This window comes from Polaromonas sp. (assembly GCF_029945685.1).
Classification (GTDB): Bacteria; Pseudomonadota; Gammaproteobacteria; order Burkholderiales; family Burkholderiaceae_C; genus Polaromonas.
The window spans coordinates 332,265-349,785 of the sequence record NZ_JAQSDA010000025.1 but is presented as its reverse complement, the minus strand read 5'-3'; the positions used below and the strand labels follow the sequence as shown (position 1 = coordinate 349,785).

General features: G+C 65.0%; 14 protein-coding genes. 7 read left to right on the top strand and 7 right to left on the bottom strand.

Annotation, left to right across the window (positions count from 1 at the left end; translation table 11 throughout):
- The first annotated feature begins 55 nt into the window (after positions 1–55).
- Both PSV26_RS17500 and PSV26_RS17495 read left to right on the top strand, forming a co-directional pair.
- Positions 56–793: an ABC transporter ATP-binding protein gene (locus PSV26_RS17500; protein ID WP_300572465.1), complete on the top strand. Its 738-nt coding sequence runs from the start codon at positions 56–58 to the stop codon at positions 791–793.
- A gap of 194 nt (positions 794–987) precedes the next feature.
- On the top strand, positions 988–4,332 hold the full coding sequence (locus PSV26_RS17495; RefSeq protein WP_300572463.1) for a PAS domain-containing protein: 3,345 nt from the start codon (positions 988–990) through the stop codon (positions 4,330–4,332).
- A gap of 15 nt (positions 4,333–4,347) precedes the next feature.
- Here the strand turns inward: PSV26_RS17495 and PSV26_RS17490 are convergent, their stop codons facing one another.
- Positions 4,348–5,187 (bottom strand): IclR family transcriptional regulator C-terminal domain-containing protein, encoded by an 840-nt coding sequence (locus PSV26_RS17490; RefSeq protein WP_300572461.1) that lies wholly within the window; start codon positions 5,185–5,187, stop codon positions 4,348–4,350.
- A gap of 115 nt (positions 5,188–5,302) precedes the next feature.
- Between PSV26_RS17490 and pobA the strand changes: the two genes are divergently transcribed.
- Positions 5,303–6,487, top strand: coding sequence for a 4-hydroxybenzoate 3-monooxygenase (gene pobA, locus PSV26_RS17485; RefSeq protein ID WP_300572460.1), 1,185 nt, complete (start codon positions 5,303–5,305; stop codon positions 6,485–6,487).
- Positions 6,488–6,540: 53 nt separating this feature from the next.
- Here the strand turns inward: pobA and PSV26_RS17480 are convergent, their stop codons facing one another.
- The gene (locus PSV26_RS17480; RefSeq protein WP_300520592.1) at positions 6,541–6,753 is read right to left on the bottom strand and encodes a helix-turn-helix transcriptional regulator; all 213 of its coding nucleotides are present in this window, start codon (positions 6,751–6,753) and stop codon (positions 6,541–6,543) included.
- A gap of 3 nt (positions 6,754–6,756) precedes the next feature.
- Complete coding sequence (locus PSV26_RS17475; protein WP_300572458.1) at positions 6,757–7,326, bottom strand: DUF2975 domain-containing protein; 570 nt, start codon at positions 7,324–7,326, stop codon at positions 6,757–6,759.
- Between the two features lie 197 nt (positions 7,327–7,523).
- Here PSV26_RS17475 and PSV26_RS17470 point away from each other — a divergent pair, with 197 nt between their 5' ends.
- Positions 7,524–8,450 (top strand): CoA transferase, encoded by a 927-nt coding sequence (locus PSV26_RS17470; RefSeq protein WP_300572456.1) that lies wholly within the window; start codon positions 7,524–7,526, stop codon positions 8,448–8,450.
- 131 nt (positions 8,451–8,581) lie between these two features.
- Complete coding sequence (locus PSV26_RS17465) at positions 8,582–10,078, top strand: CYTH and CHAD domain-containing protein (protein ID WP_300572454.1); 1,497 nt, start codon at positions 8,582–8,584, stop codon at positions 10,076–10,078.
- 136 nt (positions 10,079–10,214) lie between these two features.
- Here PSV26_RS17465 and PSV26_RS17460 read toward each other — a convergent pair whose 3' ends face one another.
- The gene (locus tag PSV26_RS17460; protein WP_300572453.1) at positions 10,215–11,123 is read right to left on the bottom strand and encodes a DMT family transporter; all 909 of its coding nucleotides are present in this window, start codon (positions 11,121–11,123) and stop codon (positions 10,215–10,217) included.
- 526 nt (positions 11,124–11,649) lie between these two features.
- Here PSV26_RS17460 and PSV26_RS17455 point away from each other — a divergent pair.
- A complete protein-coding gene (locus PSV26_RS17455; protein ID WP_300572451.1) occupies positions 11,650–12,816 on the top strand; it encodes an FRG domain-containing protein in 1,167 nt (388 codons plus the stop codon).
- 21 nt (positions 12,817–12,837) lie between these two features.
- On the opposite strand, the gene PSV26_RS17450 is transcribed toward PSV26_RS17455, so the two are convergent.
- A complete protein-coding gene (locus PSV26_RS17450; RefSeq protein ID WP_300572449.1) occupies positions 12,838–13,728 on the bottom strand; it encodes a LysR family transcriptional regulator in 891 nt (296 codons plus the stop codon).
- A 107-nt stretch (positions 13,729–13,835) separates the two neighbouring features.
- Between PSV26_RS17450 and PSV26_RS17445 the strand changes: the two genes are divergently transcribed.
- Positions 13,836–14,582, top strand: a complete 747-nt coding sequence (locus PSV26_RS17445) for a sulfite exporter TauE/SafE family protein (protein WP_300572447.1) — start codon at positions 13,836–13,838, stop codon at positions 14,580–14,582.
- Positions 14,583–14,690: 108 nt separating this feature from the next.
- Here the strand turns inward: PSV26_RS17445 and PSV26_RS17440 are convergent, their stop codons facing one another.
- The gene (locus tag PSV26_RS17440; RefSeq protein WP_300572445.1) at positions 14,691–15,446 is read right to left on the bottom strand and encodes a hypothetical protein; all 756 of its coding nucleotides are present in this window, start codon (positions 15,444–15,446) and stop codon (positions 14,691–14,693) included.
- Between the two features lie 457 nt (positions 15,447–15,903).
- Positions 15,904–17,421: an indoleacetamide hydrolase gene (gene iaaH, locus PSV26_RS17435; RefSeq protein ID WP_300572443.1), complete on the bottom strand. Its 1,518-nt coding sequence runs from the start codon at positions 17,419–17,421 to the stop codon at positions 15,904–15,906.
- Positions 17,422–17,521: the final 100 nt, after the last annotated feature.

The window sequence follows — 17,521 nt, the reverse complement described above, 5'->3', positions numbered from 1 at the left end:
CTGCCCCCCAAGGGGGCCCAAGCCTCCTAGGGGCGGCCCGTCGGAGGCTTGACTGATGGCCGACCTGCTGATCGATGCCAAAGGCATCCACACCTACTACGGCGCCAGCCACATCCTGCGCGGCATCGACTTTTCCGTGGCGCGCGGCGAAACCATCGGCCTCATGGGCCGCAACGGCATGGGTAAAAGCACCCTGCTCAAAAGCATCATGGGCCTGGTCAAGCCGCGCTCGGGCAGCCTGGACATCATGGGCCAGGCGATGCTGGGCCGCGCGCCCTACGAGATTTCCCAGCTCGGCATCGCCTACGTGCCCGAGGGCCGTGGCATCTTCGGCAACCTCAGCGTGGTCGAGAACCTCAAGATGGCCGCGCGCGCCGGCAGACCGGGCAGCGCTGCAGACGGCGTGGGCAGAAGGCACGACTGGACCTACGAACGCGTGCTGGAGACCTTCCCCCGGCTGAAAGAACGTCTCGGCCACGGCGGTCAGCAACTCAGTGGCGGCGAGCAGCAGATGCTCACAATAGGCCGTGCGCTGATGACCAACCCCGACGTGCTGATCCTTGACGAAGCCACCGAAGGCCTGGCACCGCTGATCGCACGCGAGATCTGGCGCATCTGCGGCGTGATCCGCGAGAGCGGCATCAGCAGCGTCATCGTCGACAAGAACTGGAAACACGTCACCCAGATCACCGACCGCAACATCATCCTGGTCAAGGGCGAAGTGGTGTTCGAAGGCAGTTCGGCCGACCTGCAGGCGCGGCCGGAGCTCCTCACGCAATACCTGGGCGTCTGACACGCCGAAACCGCGGCCACGCCACCCAACGAAGCGAGCCTCACCGGTTCTGGCGCGGCAAGGGCCGGACAGAATCGACAAAGTTCGACCTGCATGGCATCATGGTCTTATGCCGGGCGTCCTGACCGGCCCCCTGAAAGGCTGGATGCATGCGTTGGCCCTGGCAAGTTGATGCGCCGCTCCGGCCATCCCGGATGCATGCAGACTCTGCACAGGACTCGATCGGCCGCCCGATTGCCTGGGTGACCGGCGGCCTGATGCTTGTTTCCGCCTGCGCGGTCGCCATCGCACTTTTTTACCTTCGCGGCGAAGCCGTGCGCGCCGGGGAAAAACTGATCCAGTCCCTGGTGCAGGTGATCGAGGAACAAACCGGCCGATCCTTTCAGACGGTGGACCAGCGCCTGCAACTGGCAGCCAACCGCCTGCGGGCATTGCAGGAGGAAAAACGGCTGGACGAACACTCGGCGCGCGCCATGCTGCGCGAGCAGCTCAGCGGCCTGCCCTACGTTCGCGCGATCTGGGTGGTCGATACCGACGGCCGCATCGTTTTCGATTCAGACCTCGACAACATCGGTATCAAGCTGGCCGACCGCGAGTATTTCCACATCTACCAGCAGAACCCCTCGACCGGTTTTCACATCAGCACGCCGGTGCGCAGCCGCTCGACAGGCACCTGGCTGATCAGCGCGTCCAGGCCACTGCGGGCGGCCAACGGCGCCTTTGCAGGCGTCATCGTGGCCGCGGTGGAACCACCCTACTTCGACAGACTCTGGCGCGGGGTGGACCTGGGCGCCGGCGGCGCGATTGCGCTGTTCCGGCGCGACGGGGTGCTGATGATGCGCAGTCCGATGGACGACAACGTCATGGGCAAGGCCTTTCCCGATCTACCCCTGTTTTCCGAACAGCTCCCCCGGAGCACGCAAGGCGTCTATCAGACCACCAGCGCAATCGATGGTCGCGTCCGCATCATCGCCTACCGCGTCATCGACGCGTATCCCCAGCTGGTGATCTACGCCGGCGCTCCCTATGAGGAGGTGTTGGCCCCCTGGAAGCGGTTCGCCACGCTGGCCTGGCTGATCTGGCTGGCAGCGGCGGCGACGGTAGCACTGATGTCGATGCTGCTTTACCGCTATTCCCAGCAGCGGGCACGGACCCAGTTGAGCTTTCGTCAGTTGGCGCAGGCCATGCCGCAAATCGTTTTCATCACCGATGCCAACGGTCACATGGCTTTCGTCAATGACCAATGGACCCAGGTGACGGGGCAACCGGCGCAAGCCTCGCTGCAGGGCGGCTGGTTCACCCGGGTGCATCCGGATGACCTGGAAAGAACCGCCGCGGATTTCCGCCTCGCCATCGACAGCGGACAAAGCCTGCACAACGAACACCGCCTGCTCTGCGCTGACGGCAGCTACCGCTGGCAACTGGCGCGGGTGCTTCCCAATCGCGACGCCACCGGGCGCATTGTCTCGTGGTACGGCACCTCCACCGACATTGACGACCTGAAACAGGCCGAAGCGGCGCTGCATGCACAAACCGCGCTGCTGCGCATGGCGGGCCAGCTGTCCCGGCTGGGCGGCTGGGCGCTGGAGTTGCCCGAGATGCGGCTTCACTGGTCGGATGAAGCCTTGTTGATCCTTGAGCACCCCCAGGGCAGCACCCCCACCCTGAGGTCTGCGATCGACCTCTGCACAGAACAGTCGCGGGCGCTGGCCGACCGGGTGGCTCAGGAATGTGTGAGAAGCGGCGCGTCTTTCGATGTCGAGGTGGAAATGGTGACCGGCACCGGCCGCCACATCTGGGTTCGCTCGATGGGCCAGGCCGTACGGGACAGCCACGGCGCCATCGTCCGCATGCAGGGGGCGCTGCAGGATGTCACCGAACGCGTCAAGACCGAACATGAACTACAGGCCCATCTGCAAACCCTGCAGCGTGCCGCAGAGGCGGCCCAGGCCATCACCCAGCACCACTCGCTGGACGCGGTCATGCAGGAAGTGGCGGACCAGGCGCGCAGGGTCATCGGCGCCCACCAGGCGGCCATCAGCCTGCGTCGCGGCCCTGAAAAGGGCCAGGTCCTCACCGCGCTGTCGCTGTCCGACAAATACGCGAACTACCGCCATCTGATCGAGCCGCCCGATGGCAGCGGGATCTCCGCCGTCATCGGCGAGACCAACCGGCCCCTGCGTCTGACGCAGGCGGAGCTCCAGGCCCATCCGCGCTGGCGCGGCTTCGGCGCCTATGCGGACCGGCACCCGCCCATGCGCGGCTGGCTCGCCGTGCCGCTCACCGGACGTGACGGCAGCAACGTCGGCCTGTTGCAGCTCTCGGACAAACACGCGGGCGAGTTCACCCGGCAGGACGAATACGTTGCCACCGAACTCGCCGAGCTGGCCCTGATCGCGATCGACAACGTCAAGCTGCTGGCCCAGGTCCAGGAGTTCAACAGCAGCCTGGAGGAAAAAATCGCCCAGCGCACAGGCGAATTGTCCCGTCAGAAAGCACTGCTCGGGGCGTTGGCCGAGCAGGCGCCGTACCCGATCTGGACTATTGACCCGGAGGGCAATGCCACCTTTGTCAGCCAGGCCTGGTACCAGCTTTTCGGTGGGGAGCCGCCCGACTGGCACGGCACCGCCTGGATGTCTCTGGTGCATCCGGATGATCTGGCAGGCATGCTTGACGCATGGCAGAACCACCGCCAGACCCGCATGCCCCACGCTGGAACCCGGCGCCTGCGCACGCCGGACGGCAGCTACCGCCTCATGTCCTACCGCGTGTCGCCGGTGTTCAACGAGACCGGCGAAGAGATGTTCTGGGTCGGCATTGATGTGGACATCACGGAAATCAAGGCGACCGAGACCGCCCTGCGGCTGTCGAACGCGGAACTGGAAGCGTTCTCCTACTCGGTATCCCACGACCTGCGCTCGCCGCTGACCACGGTGGACGGTTTCAGTCGTCTGCTGCTCAAGGAGCTCCGGGACCAGGCAAGTCCCAGGATCCAGCACTACCTGGCACGTATCCAGGCCGGTGTCGACAGGATGGGCCACCTGATCGAAGGCCTGCTGTCCCTGGCCCATGTGACAAGGCAGGCGGTCCAGCACGAACCGGTGGACCTCAGCGCCATCAGCTCCGAAATCCTCGCGCGCCTGCAATCCGCCGACTTGTCGCGGCATGTGGTGTACAGCGTCGAGCCAGGCCTGCTGGTGCATGGCGACAGCCGGCTGCTGCAAGCCGTCATGGAAAACCTGCTGGGCAATGCCTGGAAATTCAGCGCTCGCTGCTCCAACGCCGAAATTTCAGTGGGCCGGCTGTCACCGCGCGGCGCCTTCTTTGTGCGCGACAACGGCGCCGGCTTTGACATGGCCTATGCCGACAAGCTCTTCGGCACCTTTCAGCGCCTGCACGATGTCGCCGAATACGCGGGCACCGGCATCGGTCTGGCCACCGTCGCGCGCGTGATTTCGCGCCATGGCGGCCGCATCTGGGCCGAGTCGGCGCCGGAACAGGGCGCGACTTTCTTCTTCACGCTGCCGACCAACGCATGACGCCCTGCCGGGCGGCTACATCAGCGGCCGCAGTTCCCTGGCGGCATCGAAAAGCAGCGGCAGCAGGTCACGCTGCATCTGCTGGGCGCTCAGGCGCTGCGGCGACGCGACGACATTGAGCGCAGCCACCGTCTTGCCCTGCATGTTGCGCAGCGGTACCGCGAGCGCATGCACCCCAAGCTCGTGTTCTTCCACCGCCAGGCAGCAGTCGTCGACGCGAACCTGTTCGATCACCGCGCGAAACTGCCGGATGTCGATGATGGTGCGGGTGGTCAGGCGCGGCAAGGTCCGGCCCTTGAGCCACTGTGTCAGGCCGGTTTTGGGTTTGGCGGCCAGCAGCACCCGCCCGGTGGAGGTGGCATGGGCCGGCAGGCGCGCACCCAGGTGCAGGCCGTAGGCCAGCACGCGTACCGCGCCGCCGGTTCCGTTTTTCCATTCGTAGCCGCTGCGCCCGACGATCACCACCTCGTCGCCATCGAGCACCCCGGCCGAGAAAGACTCCTGGGTCTGCGCCGCCAGGCGGTTCAGCGTGGGCTGAACGGCGCGCGGCAGCCGTGCCGACGCCAGGTAACTGCCTGAAAAACGCAGCACCTTGGGTGCGAGCCAGAAATAGCTGCCGTCCGTCTCCAGGTAACCCAGGTGCGCCAGCGTCAGCAGGTGGCGGCGCGCGGCGGCGCGTGTGATGCCGGCGCGTTCGGCGGCCAGCGTGGCGTTCAGGCGCTGGCGCTGCGTGTCAAAACTCTCCAGCACCGCCATGCCCTTGGCCATGCCTTCGATCATGTCGGCCCTGGCAATCGGCCGGCTGGTCTGGAGGACCGCGCCCGGCGGCCCGTCGGGTGGGGAATTTCTGCTCATTGCGCGATCATCGCACAAACCGCCTGCAGATCGTGCATCGCCCGCGCGTCGGTCTGGCGGCGGGCAGACGCAGGGCCTACGCTTGCCGGTTAGCCCAAACGAAGTGGAGACAGACATGCGTACCCAGGTTGCCATCATCGGTGCAGGCCCGTCCGGCCTGCTGCTCGGCCAGTTGCTGCACAAGGCCGGCATTGACGCCGTGATCGTCGAGCGGCAGAGCGGCGACTATGTGCTGGGCCGTATCCGCGCCGGCGTGCTCGAGCAGGTCAGCATGGACCTGCTCGACGAAGCCGGCGTCGGCCAGCGCATGCACCAGGAAGGGCTGGTGCACGGCGGTTTCGACATGCTGTTCAAGGGCGAGCGCCACCGCATCGACATGAACGGCCTGACCGGCGGCAAGAACGTCATGGTGTACGGCCAGACCGAGGTCACCCGCGACCTGATGGATGCGCGCCAGGCGGCCGGCCTGCCCACGATTTACGAAGCCGGCAACGTCGCCGTGCACGACTTCGACACGAAGAAGCCGCGCGTGACTTACGAGAAAAACGGGCAGACGCATGAAATTGAATGCGACTTCATCGCCGGCTGCGACGGCTTTCACGGCGTGTGCCGCGCCAGCGTGCCCCAGGGCGCGGTGACCGAGTACGAAAAGGTCTACCCCTTCGGCTGGCTGGGCGTGCTTTCCGACACCCCCCCGGTGCACCATGAACTCATCTATGTCAACAGCACACGCGGCTTTGCGCTGTGCTCGCAGCGCAGCGCCACGCGCAGCCGCTACTACCTGCAGGTGCCGCTGACCGACAAGGTTGAAGCCTGGTCGGACGACGCCTTCTGGAACGAGCTGCGCCTGCGCCTGGACGCCAGCGGCCGCGACAAACTCGTCACCGGTCCCTCGATCGAAAAAAGCATCGCCCCGCTGCGCAGCTTCGTGGCCGAACCCATGCGTTTCGGACGCATGTTCCTGGCCGGGGACGCGGCCCACATCGTGCCGCCCACCGGCGCCAAGGGCCTGAACCTGGCCGCCACCGATGTGAAATACCTGTCCAGTGCGCTGATCGAGTTCTACGCCGACAAAACCGAAGCTGGCATCGACACCTATTCCGAACGCTGCCTCAAGCGCATCTGGCGCGCCGAACGTTTTTCATGGTGGTTCACCAGCCTGATGCACCACTTCCCGGAAAACGGCCCGATCGGCCAGAAGCTGCAGGACGCGGAGCTGGATTACATCGTCCACTCGGAGACCGGCGCCCGTTCGGTCGCCGAAAACTACGTCGGCCTGCCGCTCGATTTCGGCAACTGAGGCCGGTGTGTCGGGGTCACGGTCTCACGGACGGATGGGCTGACGGCTCCCCGTCATTGGCCATCCGCCTCATGCACCAGCAGGTCGCCGGGCTGGCAGTCGAGAAACTCGCAGATCTTTTGCAGGGTATCGAAACGCACGCCCCTGACCTTACCCTGCTTGAGCAGTGACAGGTTGGCTGGCGTGATGCCGACGTAGGCAGCCAGGTCCTTGGACCTGGCCTTGCGCTGCGACAGCATCACGTCGAGTTTGACGACGATGCCCACGGGCTAGACGAACTGGGCGTTCTCTTCCGCCAGGGCCACGGCCTTGGCCATGACTGCGGCGATCTGCCACACCATGCCGGCAAACAGCAGCGTCAGCAGCTCGTTGCTGCCCAGACCGAGGGACAGCGCGCGCTGGCCAGCCGGCGCGCCCAGGGTCAACACCACGCTGATCGCCATGGCGCCGAAAAACCCCGCCACCACCGAGGCGAAAACACCCGCAGCGAAACCGCGCAGATAACGCACGTTGCGCAGGCTGAAATACTCGCTCTGGGAAAAGCCCGAAAAGCAGCGCATGGCGCAGACCAGCCCGTAGGACGCGCAACACACCGGCACCATCCCCAGCACCACGACCAGCATGCGCTGCCACAGCTCCACGTCCAGCATGGCTGCCTGCAGCGCCGTCAGGCTGACGCCCGATCGGAGCAACAAACCCTCCGTCGATGTGGTCACCAGCTGGTAGAGAACAGCCAGCGGCAAGGCCACCGCCAACAGGGCGCAAACCCAGGCAAAGGCACTGTTCAGGCGTTGCACGTCAGGGCGTGCCAGGGTGCTTGCGGCAAATGCATTTTTCATGGATGACTCCTGTGTCGTGTGGCAGGTATTATGGCCTTAAATATCTGTAATACAATAATTATTATCTGTAAAACATTAAGTTTTACAAAATAATTCCATCGCCTCTGCGGCCAGAAAGTCTGGTAAGGTCAAGTGCACCCGGACGCTTCAGCGCCGCCCTCCAGCACCGCTTTTCCTCCCGACCCTTCACCACCCCGATGTCTTCTTCCTCACCCTCTGCCGCTGCCAAAACCCCTCCCCTCCGGGCCCTGCAGGGCATCCGCATCCTGAGCCTGGCACTTAACCTGCCGGGCCCGGCCGCGCTGATGCGTTGCCGGCAGATGGGCGCCACCTGCATCAAGCTCGAGCCGCCCTCGGGCGACCCCATGGGCCTGTACAACAAACCGGCCTACGCGCAGCTGCATGAAGGTGTGAAAGTGCTGACCGCCGACCTGAAAACCGACGCCGGCCAGAAGGCGCTGCACCGCGAACTTGAAAAAACCGACGTGCTGCTCACCTCCTTCCGTCCTTCGGCAATAGAAAAGCTCGGTCTGGGCTGGAAAAAAATCCACACGCTCTACCCCGCCCTGTCGCATGTCGCCATCGTCGGCGCCCCCGGCGCCCGCGCCGAGGAACCCGGCCACGACCTGACCTACCTGGCCGACAACGGCCTGGTGCCCGGGCTGGAGCTGCCCGCCACGCTGTACGCCGACATGAGTGGCTCGCTGATGGCCAGCGAAGCCGTTCTGCAGGCGGCCCTGCAGCGGCAGGAGCCCTATGCCGGTTCGGGCGACCCGCATCCGCGCGGCGCCTTCATCGAAGTGGCCCTGTCCGATGCGGCGGCCTACCTGGCCCTGCCGCGGCAATGGGGCCTGACACAGCCTACCGGTTCGGTCGGTGGTGCGCATGCCGGCTACCGGGTCTACCCCTGCCGCGACGGCCGTGTGGCGGTGGCCGCGCTGGAGCCGCACTTCGCCGCCGCCCTGTGCGCCGCGGCGGGCGTGGAGGCTGCAAGCATCCAGGCCATGTTCGCTCCCGCCACCCACCAGGCGATAGCGGCTTTCATGCTCACACAGACACGCGCGCAGCTCGACCAGCTGGCCACGGCGAAAGACATTCCCCTGCACACGCTATTGAATTCATAGCTTTTGGCGACCGACCCATAAGGGCTGGAGGCCGATATGGCTTCATAAACCGGCAGAAGGCCGCCTGCTGCGTGTAGGGCATGGCGCCCGGGCGCGTAGGATGGAGGCACCCTCCCGCCACAGGCCCCACCATGACCGAGTTCGAACTCAAGCTTGAAATCCCGCCCGCCCGGCTCGCTTCGGTGGAGGCGGCGCTGCGTCGCGGCATGACACGCACCCAGCGCCTGCGGGCGCGCTACTTCGACACGGCAGACGGTGCGCTGGCGGCACGGGGTGTGGTGCTGCGCCTGCGCAAGGAGGGCCGACACTGGGTGCAGACGGCCAAGGCCCCGGGCAGCCGGCCGCTGGAGCGGCTCGAACACAACGTCGTGCTGGGCAGCCGGACCGCGCCCCTGCCCGACCTGTCGCGCCACGACGGCACGCCGGTCGGCGAACGCATCCGCCAGGCCCTGAACAAGCAGCCGCCCGATGCGGCGGCTCCCGACCTCACCCTTGTCTACGCAACCGACATGGTTCGCCTCACGCGAATCGTGCGGGCGCGCGGCGCGCTGGTCGAGCTGGCGCTGGACCAGGGCCACATTACCGCCGGCGACAAAACGTTGCCGGTGCGCGAGCTCGAGCTCGAACTCAAGCAGGGCCAGGCAGCTGGCGCGGTGGCATTGGCCAGCACCTGGTGCCTCAGGCATGGCCTGTGGCTCAGCAACGTGAGCAAATCCCTCAAAGGCCAGCGCCTGGCGCTGGGCCAGGACTTCGGCGCGGCCGTGGGCGCCGAAGCGCCGCGCTTTCCCCGCCACGCCCCGGGCCGCGAGGTGGCTGCCGCCGCGGTGGCTGCCTGCCTGGAACAGGTGCTGGCCAACGCCAGCGACGTGGCCGGCGGTTGCAGCGCCGCAGAGAACATCCACCAGTTGCGCGTCGGTCTGCGCCGGCTGCGCACCGCGCTGCGGGAACTCGGGGCCCTCGCCGGCGGCTGGGGTGACCAGGGCGATGCATGGGAGGCGCCGCTGGCTGCCGTTTTCCGCGCGTTGGGTCAGCACCGCGACCGCGACTACCTGCTCGGCACGCTGCAGGCCCGGATCGAAGCCGCAGGCGGCCCGCCGCTGGACTGGCACGAGGCCCTGGGCGCCCTGCCCGGCACCGCCGAGTCGGTACGCACACCGGTTTTCCAGCAGGCCCTGCTGGGCCTGATCGGTTTTGTTCACACCGCCCCCGACGAGGGCGCGTCCGCACCTGACGACACATCGCCGAAGAAATTCCTGCGCAAGCGCCTCGCCAAACTGCACAAGCAGGTGCTGGCGCAAGGCAGCCAGTTCACGGCCCTGCCCGAAGCCGAACAACACGCACTGCGCAAGCGCCTCAAACGCCTGCGTTACCTGGCCGAATTTGCGCAGCCCCTCTTCGCCAAACGCAAGGCCGGCGCCTACCTGGCGGCCCTCAAGCCGCTGCAGGACGCGCTGGGCACTTACCACGACGAAGTGGCGGCGCTACAGGTCTGGCAAGGCCTGTCGGGCCACGACCCGCGCGCCCTGTTCGGCGCGGGCTGGCTCAGCGCCCGCCGCGAAATGCATGTGCAGGCTTGCCAGCAGGCCTGCGACCTGTTGGCCCGGCAGGCCCGGCCGTTCTGGGACTAACGATACTTTCGCAACTCGTGACAGACCCGCTACACCCCGTTCGGGCTGAGCCTGTCGAAGCCTTTCTCGTTTCGCCCCTTCTCCCTTCAGCAGGCTCAGGACAGGCCAAACTCAGAGAGAACAGCGCCGAGCCCCGTCAAGAAGAACGCCGCGCCAGCAGCACCATCGCCGCACCCAGCAACAAGGCGCCCACGCCCTGCCGCACCGTCAGCGGCTCGGCAAACAACCAGGCCGCTGCCAATGCCGCCACCAGCGGTTCAATCAACGTGCCCACGACGGCCGCCGTCGGTGACAGCCGACGCGCGCCCCACGCAAACGCCAGGTAAGCAACCGAGGTAGTCGCCACACCCGTGTAAGCCACCTGCAGCCAGGCCACGCCGTCACGTGGCCAGGTGATGCCCTGCGCGCCGGCCAGCAGCAGCATCAACAGCGCCGCCACCGTCATGCCCCAGGCCGAGGCGCTGACGGCCGGCACATGCGCCGGCATGCGCGCATTGCCCAGCACCACCAGCGCGTACAAGGCCGCCGACGCAAACGACCAGGCCAGGCCCGCTGCGTAGTCTTTCGGCAGCACGAGCGCTTCAGCCGGCAAAACGATCAAGCCAACGCCAATCAGCGCGAGCACCAGCGCTGCGAATAACCGCCCGCTGGCACGCTCATAGCCGCGCAACACCGACAGCAGCGCCACGATCACCGGCGCGCAGCAAATCGAAATCACGGTCGGCAAGGCGGCACCGATGTAGCTGACACCCATGAACCAGCAGGTCACGTTCATCGCCATGGCCAGGCCGGTAAGAACGATCAGCGCCCTCTCCCGCCACGGCAAGTTCCGCCATTGACCGGCGGCCGGCGTGGCAGCCACCTGCCGCCAGTGCCACCACCACAACAGCGGCAGACCCAGCGCAAAACGCGCTAAAGACAAACTGAAAGGCGACATGCCGCCGCCCTGCATCACCGACTGGGCAACCAACGCGCCCACACCCCACAAGACGCCCGCAAGCAGGACGCCACCCCAGGCCAAAGCGGCCGATGTTCGGGAATTCATGAAAAAAGATCTCCATCCGTGCGCCTGCTGCAAGGCTGTATGCAGCCAGAGGAAAGAAAAAAAGGCAGGCAGGCGCGTCAACTCGTGGCCGCGTTCTGTTGTCCTGCGTCAATCAGAACAAGCGCGGCCGCATGCGCGACCCGGCGTGAAGCCGGGTGCAGTGCGAGTCAGGCGGAAGGGGGAGATAGTTGGAAGTGCATTGCAGCATCATAGCCAAGATAGTTTGACTGTTTTTCAGCTGGCCTTGACACCAGCTATAGCCGGCAACAAATGGTTTTGTTCAATTAGTGGAAACAATCCGATGTACGAAATTACGCTATGAGTACCAGTACCGCCGATGAACGTTCAACGCGACTACAGCGATCTTCTTCACTTAAGGTCACTTTACTTCACTAGCAACATAGGTTAGAAGGCTAACTATTCATCACACGCCTGTTCACTCGTAAGCTGCCACCTAAAAGCCTTTACAACGGCGGCAGCGAGAGCGGAAGGCGCATAACAGCGCCAGTATGGCAAGGGGGGATAAATGAAGCTAGGACAGCATTTCGGAATGCTAACAATATCGGAGAAGCATGCACGACTCATGCTCTGTGTAGACGCCGATGAACCGTCGAAAGCGATGATCCACTGGTGGACAGACGACTTCCGGCGCGCCGCACTAGCCGACTGCACTTACTCAGTGCAAGGGCTAAAGTTAACACTGACCAATCTCTATGAAGCGTCCCCCCAAAATGGGGAAATTATTTATTCGAAGTTGACCGAAGCCCAAGCGGAGCTCATTAGGAGCGGCTACACAGTGGAGTTGAAGAAAAAGGGCAATTTCTTACACGGATCTTGGATATCGCCAGAGGGGGCGCTCGTGATCGCCAAGGTGCGCATCAATCCACAAAAAACGAAGGCATTGAATGCGACACGCTGTAAAACATGGAGTGATTTTAAGTTATGGTCAGACCGAATCACAACTGAAGGCAATGCCGTATCCTTTAGAGGACATGGAAATAACTCATTCGAATTGTCAACAACCTTACACCGAATTGGTAGAAACCGGCTTGAACGCTATTGCTGGAACGAATTACATACATTTAGATTTTTCTCAGAAGGCGTACTAAACCAAACCATTGATATGAGGAATGGGGATGACTACGGCATGCTATTAGGCCTCGCTCAGCATCACGGACTTCCAACACCACTACTAGACTGGACGAGATCCCCTTACATCGCTGCATTCTTTGCGTTCACGGACGCTGTAGAAATGAAGATCTATCGGCCTACCGCGACTCACGTTCGCGTCTATGCACTAACACACGAGTTTTTAAATTTCTTTTCGCCGCGTATTGTTACTCTACCAATCATCAGCTCATACGTAGCCGCACTGAGCGTTTCCCCCAGACTTAACCCAAGAATACTGGCTCAACAGGGGCAATTTTTAGTCACTAATGTGGCAAATTTGCAGGCCTTCATTCACGAGATAGAAGACGTCGCTGGGAAAACATTCATGTACGCAGCAGACGTTCCGATAAGTTGCGCAAATGCAGCATTAAGGGATCTAGAGCTTATGGGACTCACCGCAGCAACACTGTTCCCAGGACTAGACGGAATTAGCAGGATGATCAAATACTCAATGATCTCCAAATCTAGAGAGTTGCCTCCAGCCGCACTTCCCGAACTATCGTCTCCCCCCGTAGAGCATTGAGCTACTCAGCTCAAAGAAAGCTTATAAGTCGCTCGCATTTAAGAATTGAAACAACCGCCCCGCCGGCTGCGACTCCACCAGATCCATCGGCGCACACAACACCAGCGATCGCTTGGCCCACCCATCCGACATGGGACGCACAGTGAGCCGCCCGTTCCCACTACTTCGCCCCAACACAGCAGCCGGCACCACCGCCACCCCCACACCCTGCTCCACCAAGGTACACATCGCATCAAAACTGCCGATGTTGGCGCGAACACGCATGGGCTTGCCCAGCTGTGCCGCTTGCAGGCTGAGATAAGTGTGCAAGGCGCTCGAAGCGCTGTACCCCACCAACTCAAAATCGAGCACCTGTTCAAAAGCCACAGAGCGGCTGCGCGCCAGCGCGTGCCCGCGCGGCAGCACGAGCACCAGCGGGTCTTTGCAGAAAAAAGCTGTCTGCAGCCCGGTAATGTCTTCCGCATCGGACGCAATACCGATGTCGGTGGCGCCCTGCCTCACCGCCTGCACGGTGAGGGGGCTGGCGCTTTCTTCGACCACGGTGGTTATGGACGGGTGCTCCTTCAGGAAGGCCGCCAGCAGTGGCGGCAGGTGCTGCACCAGGGCCGAGGTGTTGCACATGAGGTGGATTTTTCCGAGGGCACCGCGGCCATGCAGGGCCAGCTCGCCGCGCAGCTGGGCCATCTGTGCCAGCACGGCATGGGCGTGGCGCAGCAGCGCTTCGCCGGCGGCCGTGGGCCGCACGCCGCGTGAGTGGCGCAGCAGCAGCGCCACGCCGGCCTGCGCTTCCATGCCGCGCAGGCGCGCGCTGGCGGCAGCCAGCGTGAGGTGCGAGCGGCTGGCGGCGGCCGTCATGCTGCCGGCTTCGCAGGCGTGCACAAAAAGCTGAAGGTCGGTCCAGTCAAAACGCATTGAGGTCACCGGTGGCTACACACAGCGCTGAGCCTACCTCAAGCAAAGACAGATGGTCAGGGCGACGATATCGGGCCACACTGCAATCCCGCATTTGAGGAGCAGACATGTTTGTCCCCGACGTCCACGAGTTCGTGCTGGTGAGTTTTGTCTTTCTCGCAGCGGGCGGCGTCAAGGGCGTGCTGGGCATGGGCCTGCCGACAGTGGCCATGGGTCTGCTGGGGCTGATGATGCCGGTGGCCGAAGGCGCGGCCCTGCTCGTGCTGCCCGCGCTGGCGACCAACCTGTGGCAGATGTCGCGCGGCGGGCACCTGCGGGCGCTGGCCAGGCGGCTGTGGCCCATGATGGCGGGCGTCTGCCTGGGCGTCTGGCTGGGGCGCGGCTGGATGGCCACACCGGGCGGGCACGCGATGCTGTGGCTGGGCCTGAGCCTGGTCGCCTATGCGCTGGCCATGCTGGCGGGCTTGCGCCTGCCGCCACCCAGGCCGAAGCGGGAAGCGGGCCTGTCCGGCCTCATCGGCACGCTGACCGGCCTGCTGACGGCGGCGACCGGCGTGTTTGTGCTGCCGGCCGTGCCCTGGCTGCAGGCGCTGGGGCTGAAGAAGGACGAGATGGCGCAGGCGCTGGGCTTGTCGTTCACGGTCTCCACACTCGCGCTGGCAGGGGCGCTGGCGGGAAGCCGCCACCTGAATGCCGACTCGGCTGCGCAGTCATTGCTGATGCTGCTGCCTGCCATGCTGGGCATGTGGCTGGGCCAGAACCTGCGCGACGACCTGAGCCAGGACGGCTTCCGTGCGTGCTTCCTGGGCGGGTTGCTGGTGCTGGGCGGCTGGCTGGTGTGGCAGGGCTGGTGACGCCCGAATGCTCACTATTTGATAGCTGATTGCGTACGTTGCATAAGGGCTGTAGGCCTGTTTGACTCATAAAACCCGGTGAGAGGCAAACTCACCGGTGCTGCCAACTCAGCGCCCTTGCCCGGCAAGCTGCGCCTTGAGCGCGGCATTTTCCGCCGTCAGTTCGCTGATGGTCTGCCGCAGCCGCGCAATCACGCCCTCGGGTGATTCGGGTTCGGTGCGCGCCACGGCGCGGGTTTCGCGCACCTGGCGGGCGGCCTGCTGCAGTTCCTTGCGGCCACCGGCGGCGGCGGCCACTTGCGCTTCGACTGGCAGCGAGGCCACGGTGGCGGCCGCGTTGATGGAAATCGCACCGGACTTCACCGCCGCCATCAGTTCGGGCGCGGCCGACTTCTGGATCTTCTCGATCTGGCTGATGGTGTTGCTGCTGATGCGGGCCGCCTTGGCCACCGCGTCGCGCGTCAGCAGGGGGCCGGGCGCCGGGGTCGGGCCGTCTGGCGCCTGGTCGGACGCGGAAGAGGCATCCGCCGTTGTTTGTGCGCGCGCCGCCAGAATGTCCTTTTTGCGCAGGGCCAGCACGCCGCGCTGGAAGTCGGAAACGCTGCGCCGGCCCAGGTGCTGGTCGATCATCCACAGGTGCACGTCGTCCATGGATTTGAAATGGCTGTTCTGCACGGTGTTGAAAGGGATGCCGTGCTGGGTACAGATGCTGTGGCGGTTGTGGCCGTCCACCAGCATGTCGCCCCACAGCACCAGCGCATCACGGCAACCTTCGGCCAGCAGGCTGCGCTCCAGGGCCTCGCGTTCGTCGGCCGTCAGCGGATCGATGTAGGCAAGCAATTCTGGGTTGACCGTGATGTTCATGGTGAATTCGTCAGGGATGGTTGGCAAAAACGTCTCCCGCCCTCCACGCAGGGAAGGCCGGGTCGTCAAAAAAAGGGAAGTCACGCAGTAGCAGCAGCAACGTGCGGCCCGGAGCATGACAGTCGGCGGGGGCAGACGGCAGGACGCGCCCCGGGCAAGATCATAACGAGGACCAGCGGCAGGCCGCACGCTCACGCGCAGGCACGGTGCAGATCGTCAGGACTTCGCGCCGGACGCCGCCGGCGCATGGGCGGGTGCATGAACAACGCGGTGCGGCTGCCAGCGCCGCCCTGGCCGAGGGTGCAGGCTGGCCGGCTGGAAGCCCCTTGACTGAAAACGTCAAGTAAAAAAGACCTTTAGCCCTTCTCCGGCGGGCTCCAGCAGCTATGAAAACAGTAGCAATCCCGAAAACCTGTCCCGTTACAGCGCCTCGACAGGCCAGGCGGAGGGCGAACGCTTAGCGCGGCGCCGGCAAACGCCCCAACACCTTTTCCAGCGCCAGACCAATCGCAATCAGTCGCCGGTCGCTGCCGGCCGGTCCGTCCAGCTCCAGCCCGACCGGCAGGCGGCTGCTGGCGCCCAGGCCCATGGGCAGCTGGATGCCGGGAATGCCGGCGTTGCTGCCGGGGTCGGTGTTCTGGATGAACAGGCCGAAGTTCTCCAGGCTGCTGGCTTCGGGCGTGGCGGGCAGCGCGGTGCGCGGCACGGTGGGGAACACCAGCGCATCGAGCCGCTGGCCGGCAAAGGTGTCGGCATACAGCTTGACCAGCGCGGGCCGGTGCACGGTGATCGCCGCCTGATAGATGGGCGCGGCATCGACCAGTCCGTTCGGGCCGGGCAGCTTGCGCGGAATCACCAGCGCGTCGTAAGTGCCTTTCACGTCCGGGCTGGCGATGCTTGCTGCCATCTGGCCGATGCTGACGCCGGTGTTGTATCTGGCCAGGTAGGCCACCATGTCGTCGTAGGCTTCGTAGAGCGCCAGCGGAAACCCCACCTTGCCATTGAGCTCGGCCAGTTGCGGCATGGCGACATCGACCACGGTGACGCCAGCCGTTTTCAGCCGGGCCAGCGCCGCTTCCCAGGCGCCGCGTGTGTCGCTGTCAAGGTTGGCCAGGAAGCCGGGCACGAGGCCGAGGCGAACCCCCCGAAGGTCGGCGGCCACCAGGGCGGGCGCGCCGGTGACCACGCGGTCGAGCAGCTCCACGTCGGCCATGGCCACCGCCATCGGGCCGGCGGTGTCGCGCGTGTGGGAAATCGGCGCGATGCCGGCCTGCGGGTACCGGCCCATGCTGGGCCGCAGCGATGCACAGCCATTGAGCGCGCAGGGAATACGCAGCGAACCGCCGGTGTCGGTGCCCAGTCCGGCGGGCGCCATGCGCGCGCCCAGCGCAGCCGCACTGCCGGACGACGAGCCCCCGGCCATCTTGCTGGCGTCGTAAGCGTTGCGTACGCCGGGGTTGGGCCCGGTGTTGAAGGCCGGGTTGTAGCCCGAGATGCCAAAAGCCAGCTCGTGCAGGTTGGTCTTGCCGAGCACGATGGCGCCGGCATCGCGCAGCTTCTGCAACACGGGCGCGTCGGCGGCGGGCACGAAGTTTTTCAGTGCCGGCGTGCCCGCCGTGGCGGGCAGGCCCCGGGCCTGGATGTTGTCCTTGACGACGATGGGCACGCCCTGCAGCGCAAGGCAGGGGCCGCCCCCGGCGCGGCGCTGGTCAGCCGCGCGCGCGGCCTTCAGGGCGCCGGTGTCGTCCAGCGTGACAAAGGCGTTCAGCTCGGGCCGGGCCCTAGCGCGCGACAGGTAGGCCTGCACCAGCGCTTCGCTGCTCAGCGCGCCGCTACAGATGCGGGCTGCGGCTTCGGTGGCGGTGAGCGTGTCGATGTCAGGCGCGCCGCGCAGACCACCCGGGCCGCTGCAGGCCGAAAGTGCGGCTGCGGCGGCCAGGGCGCTGCAGGTGTGAGGAAGGGAAAAACGGGACATGGTCGCTCCTGGTGAATGGTGGTGCTTGCCGCAAAATCATCGCGCCCGCCGCCCTGGCTGTCTGTCATCGAATTCGATGACATGGCAGATTGACCGTGGC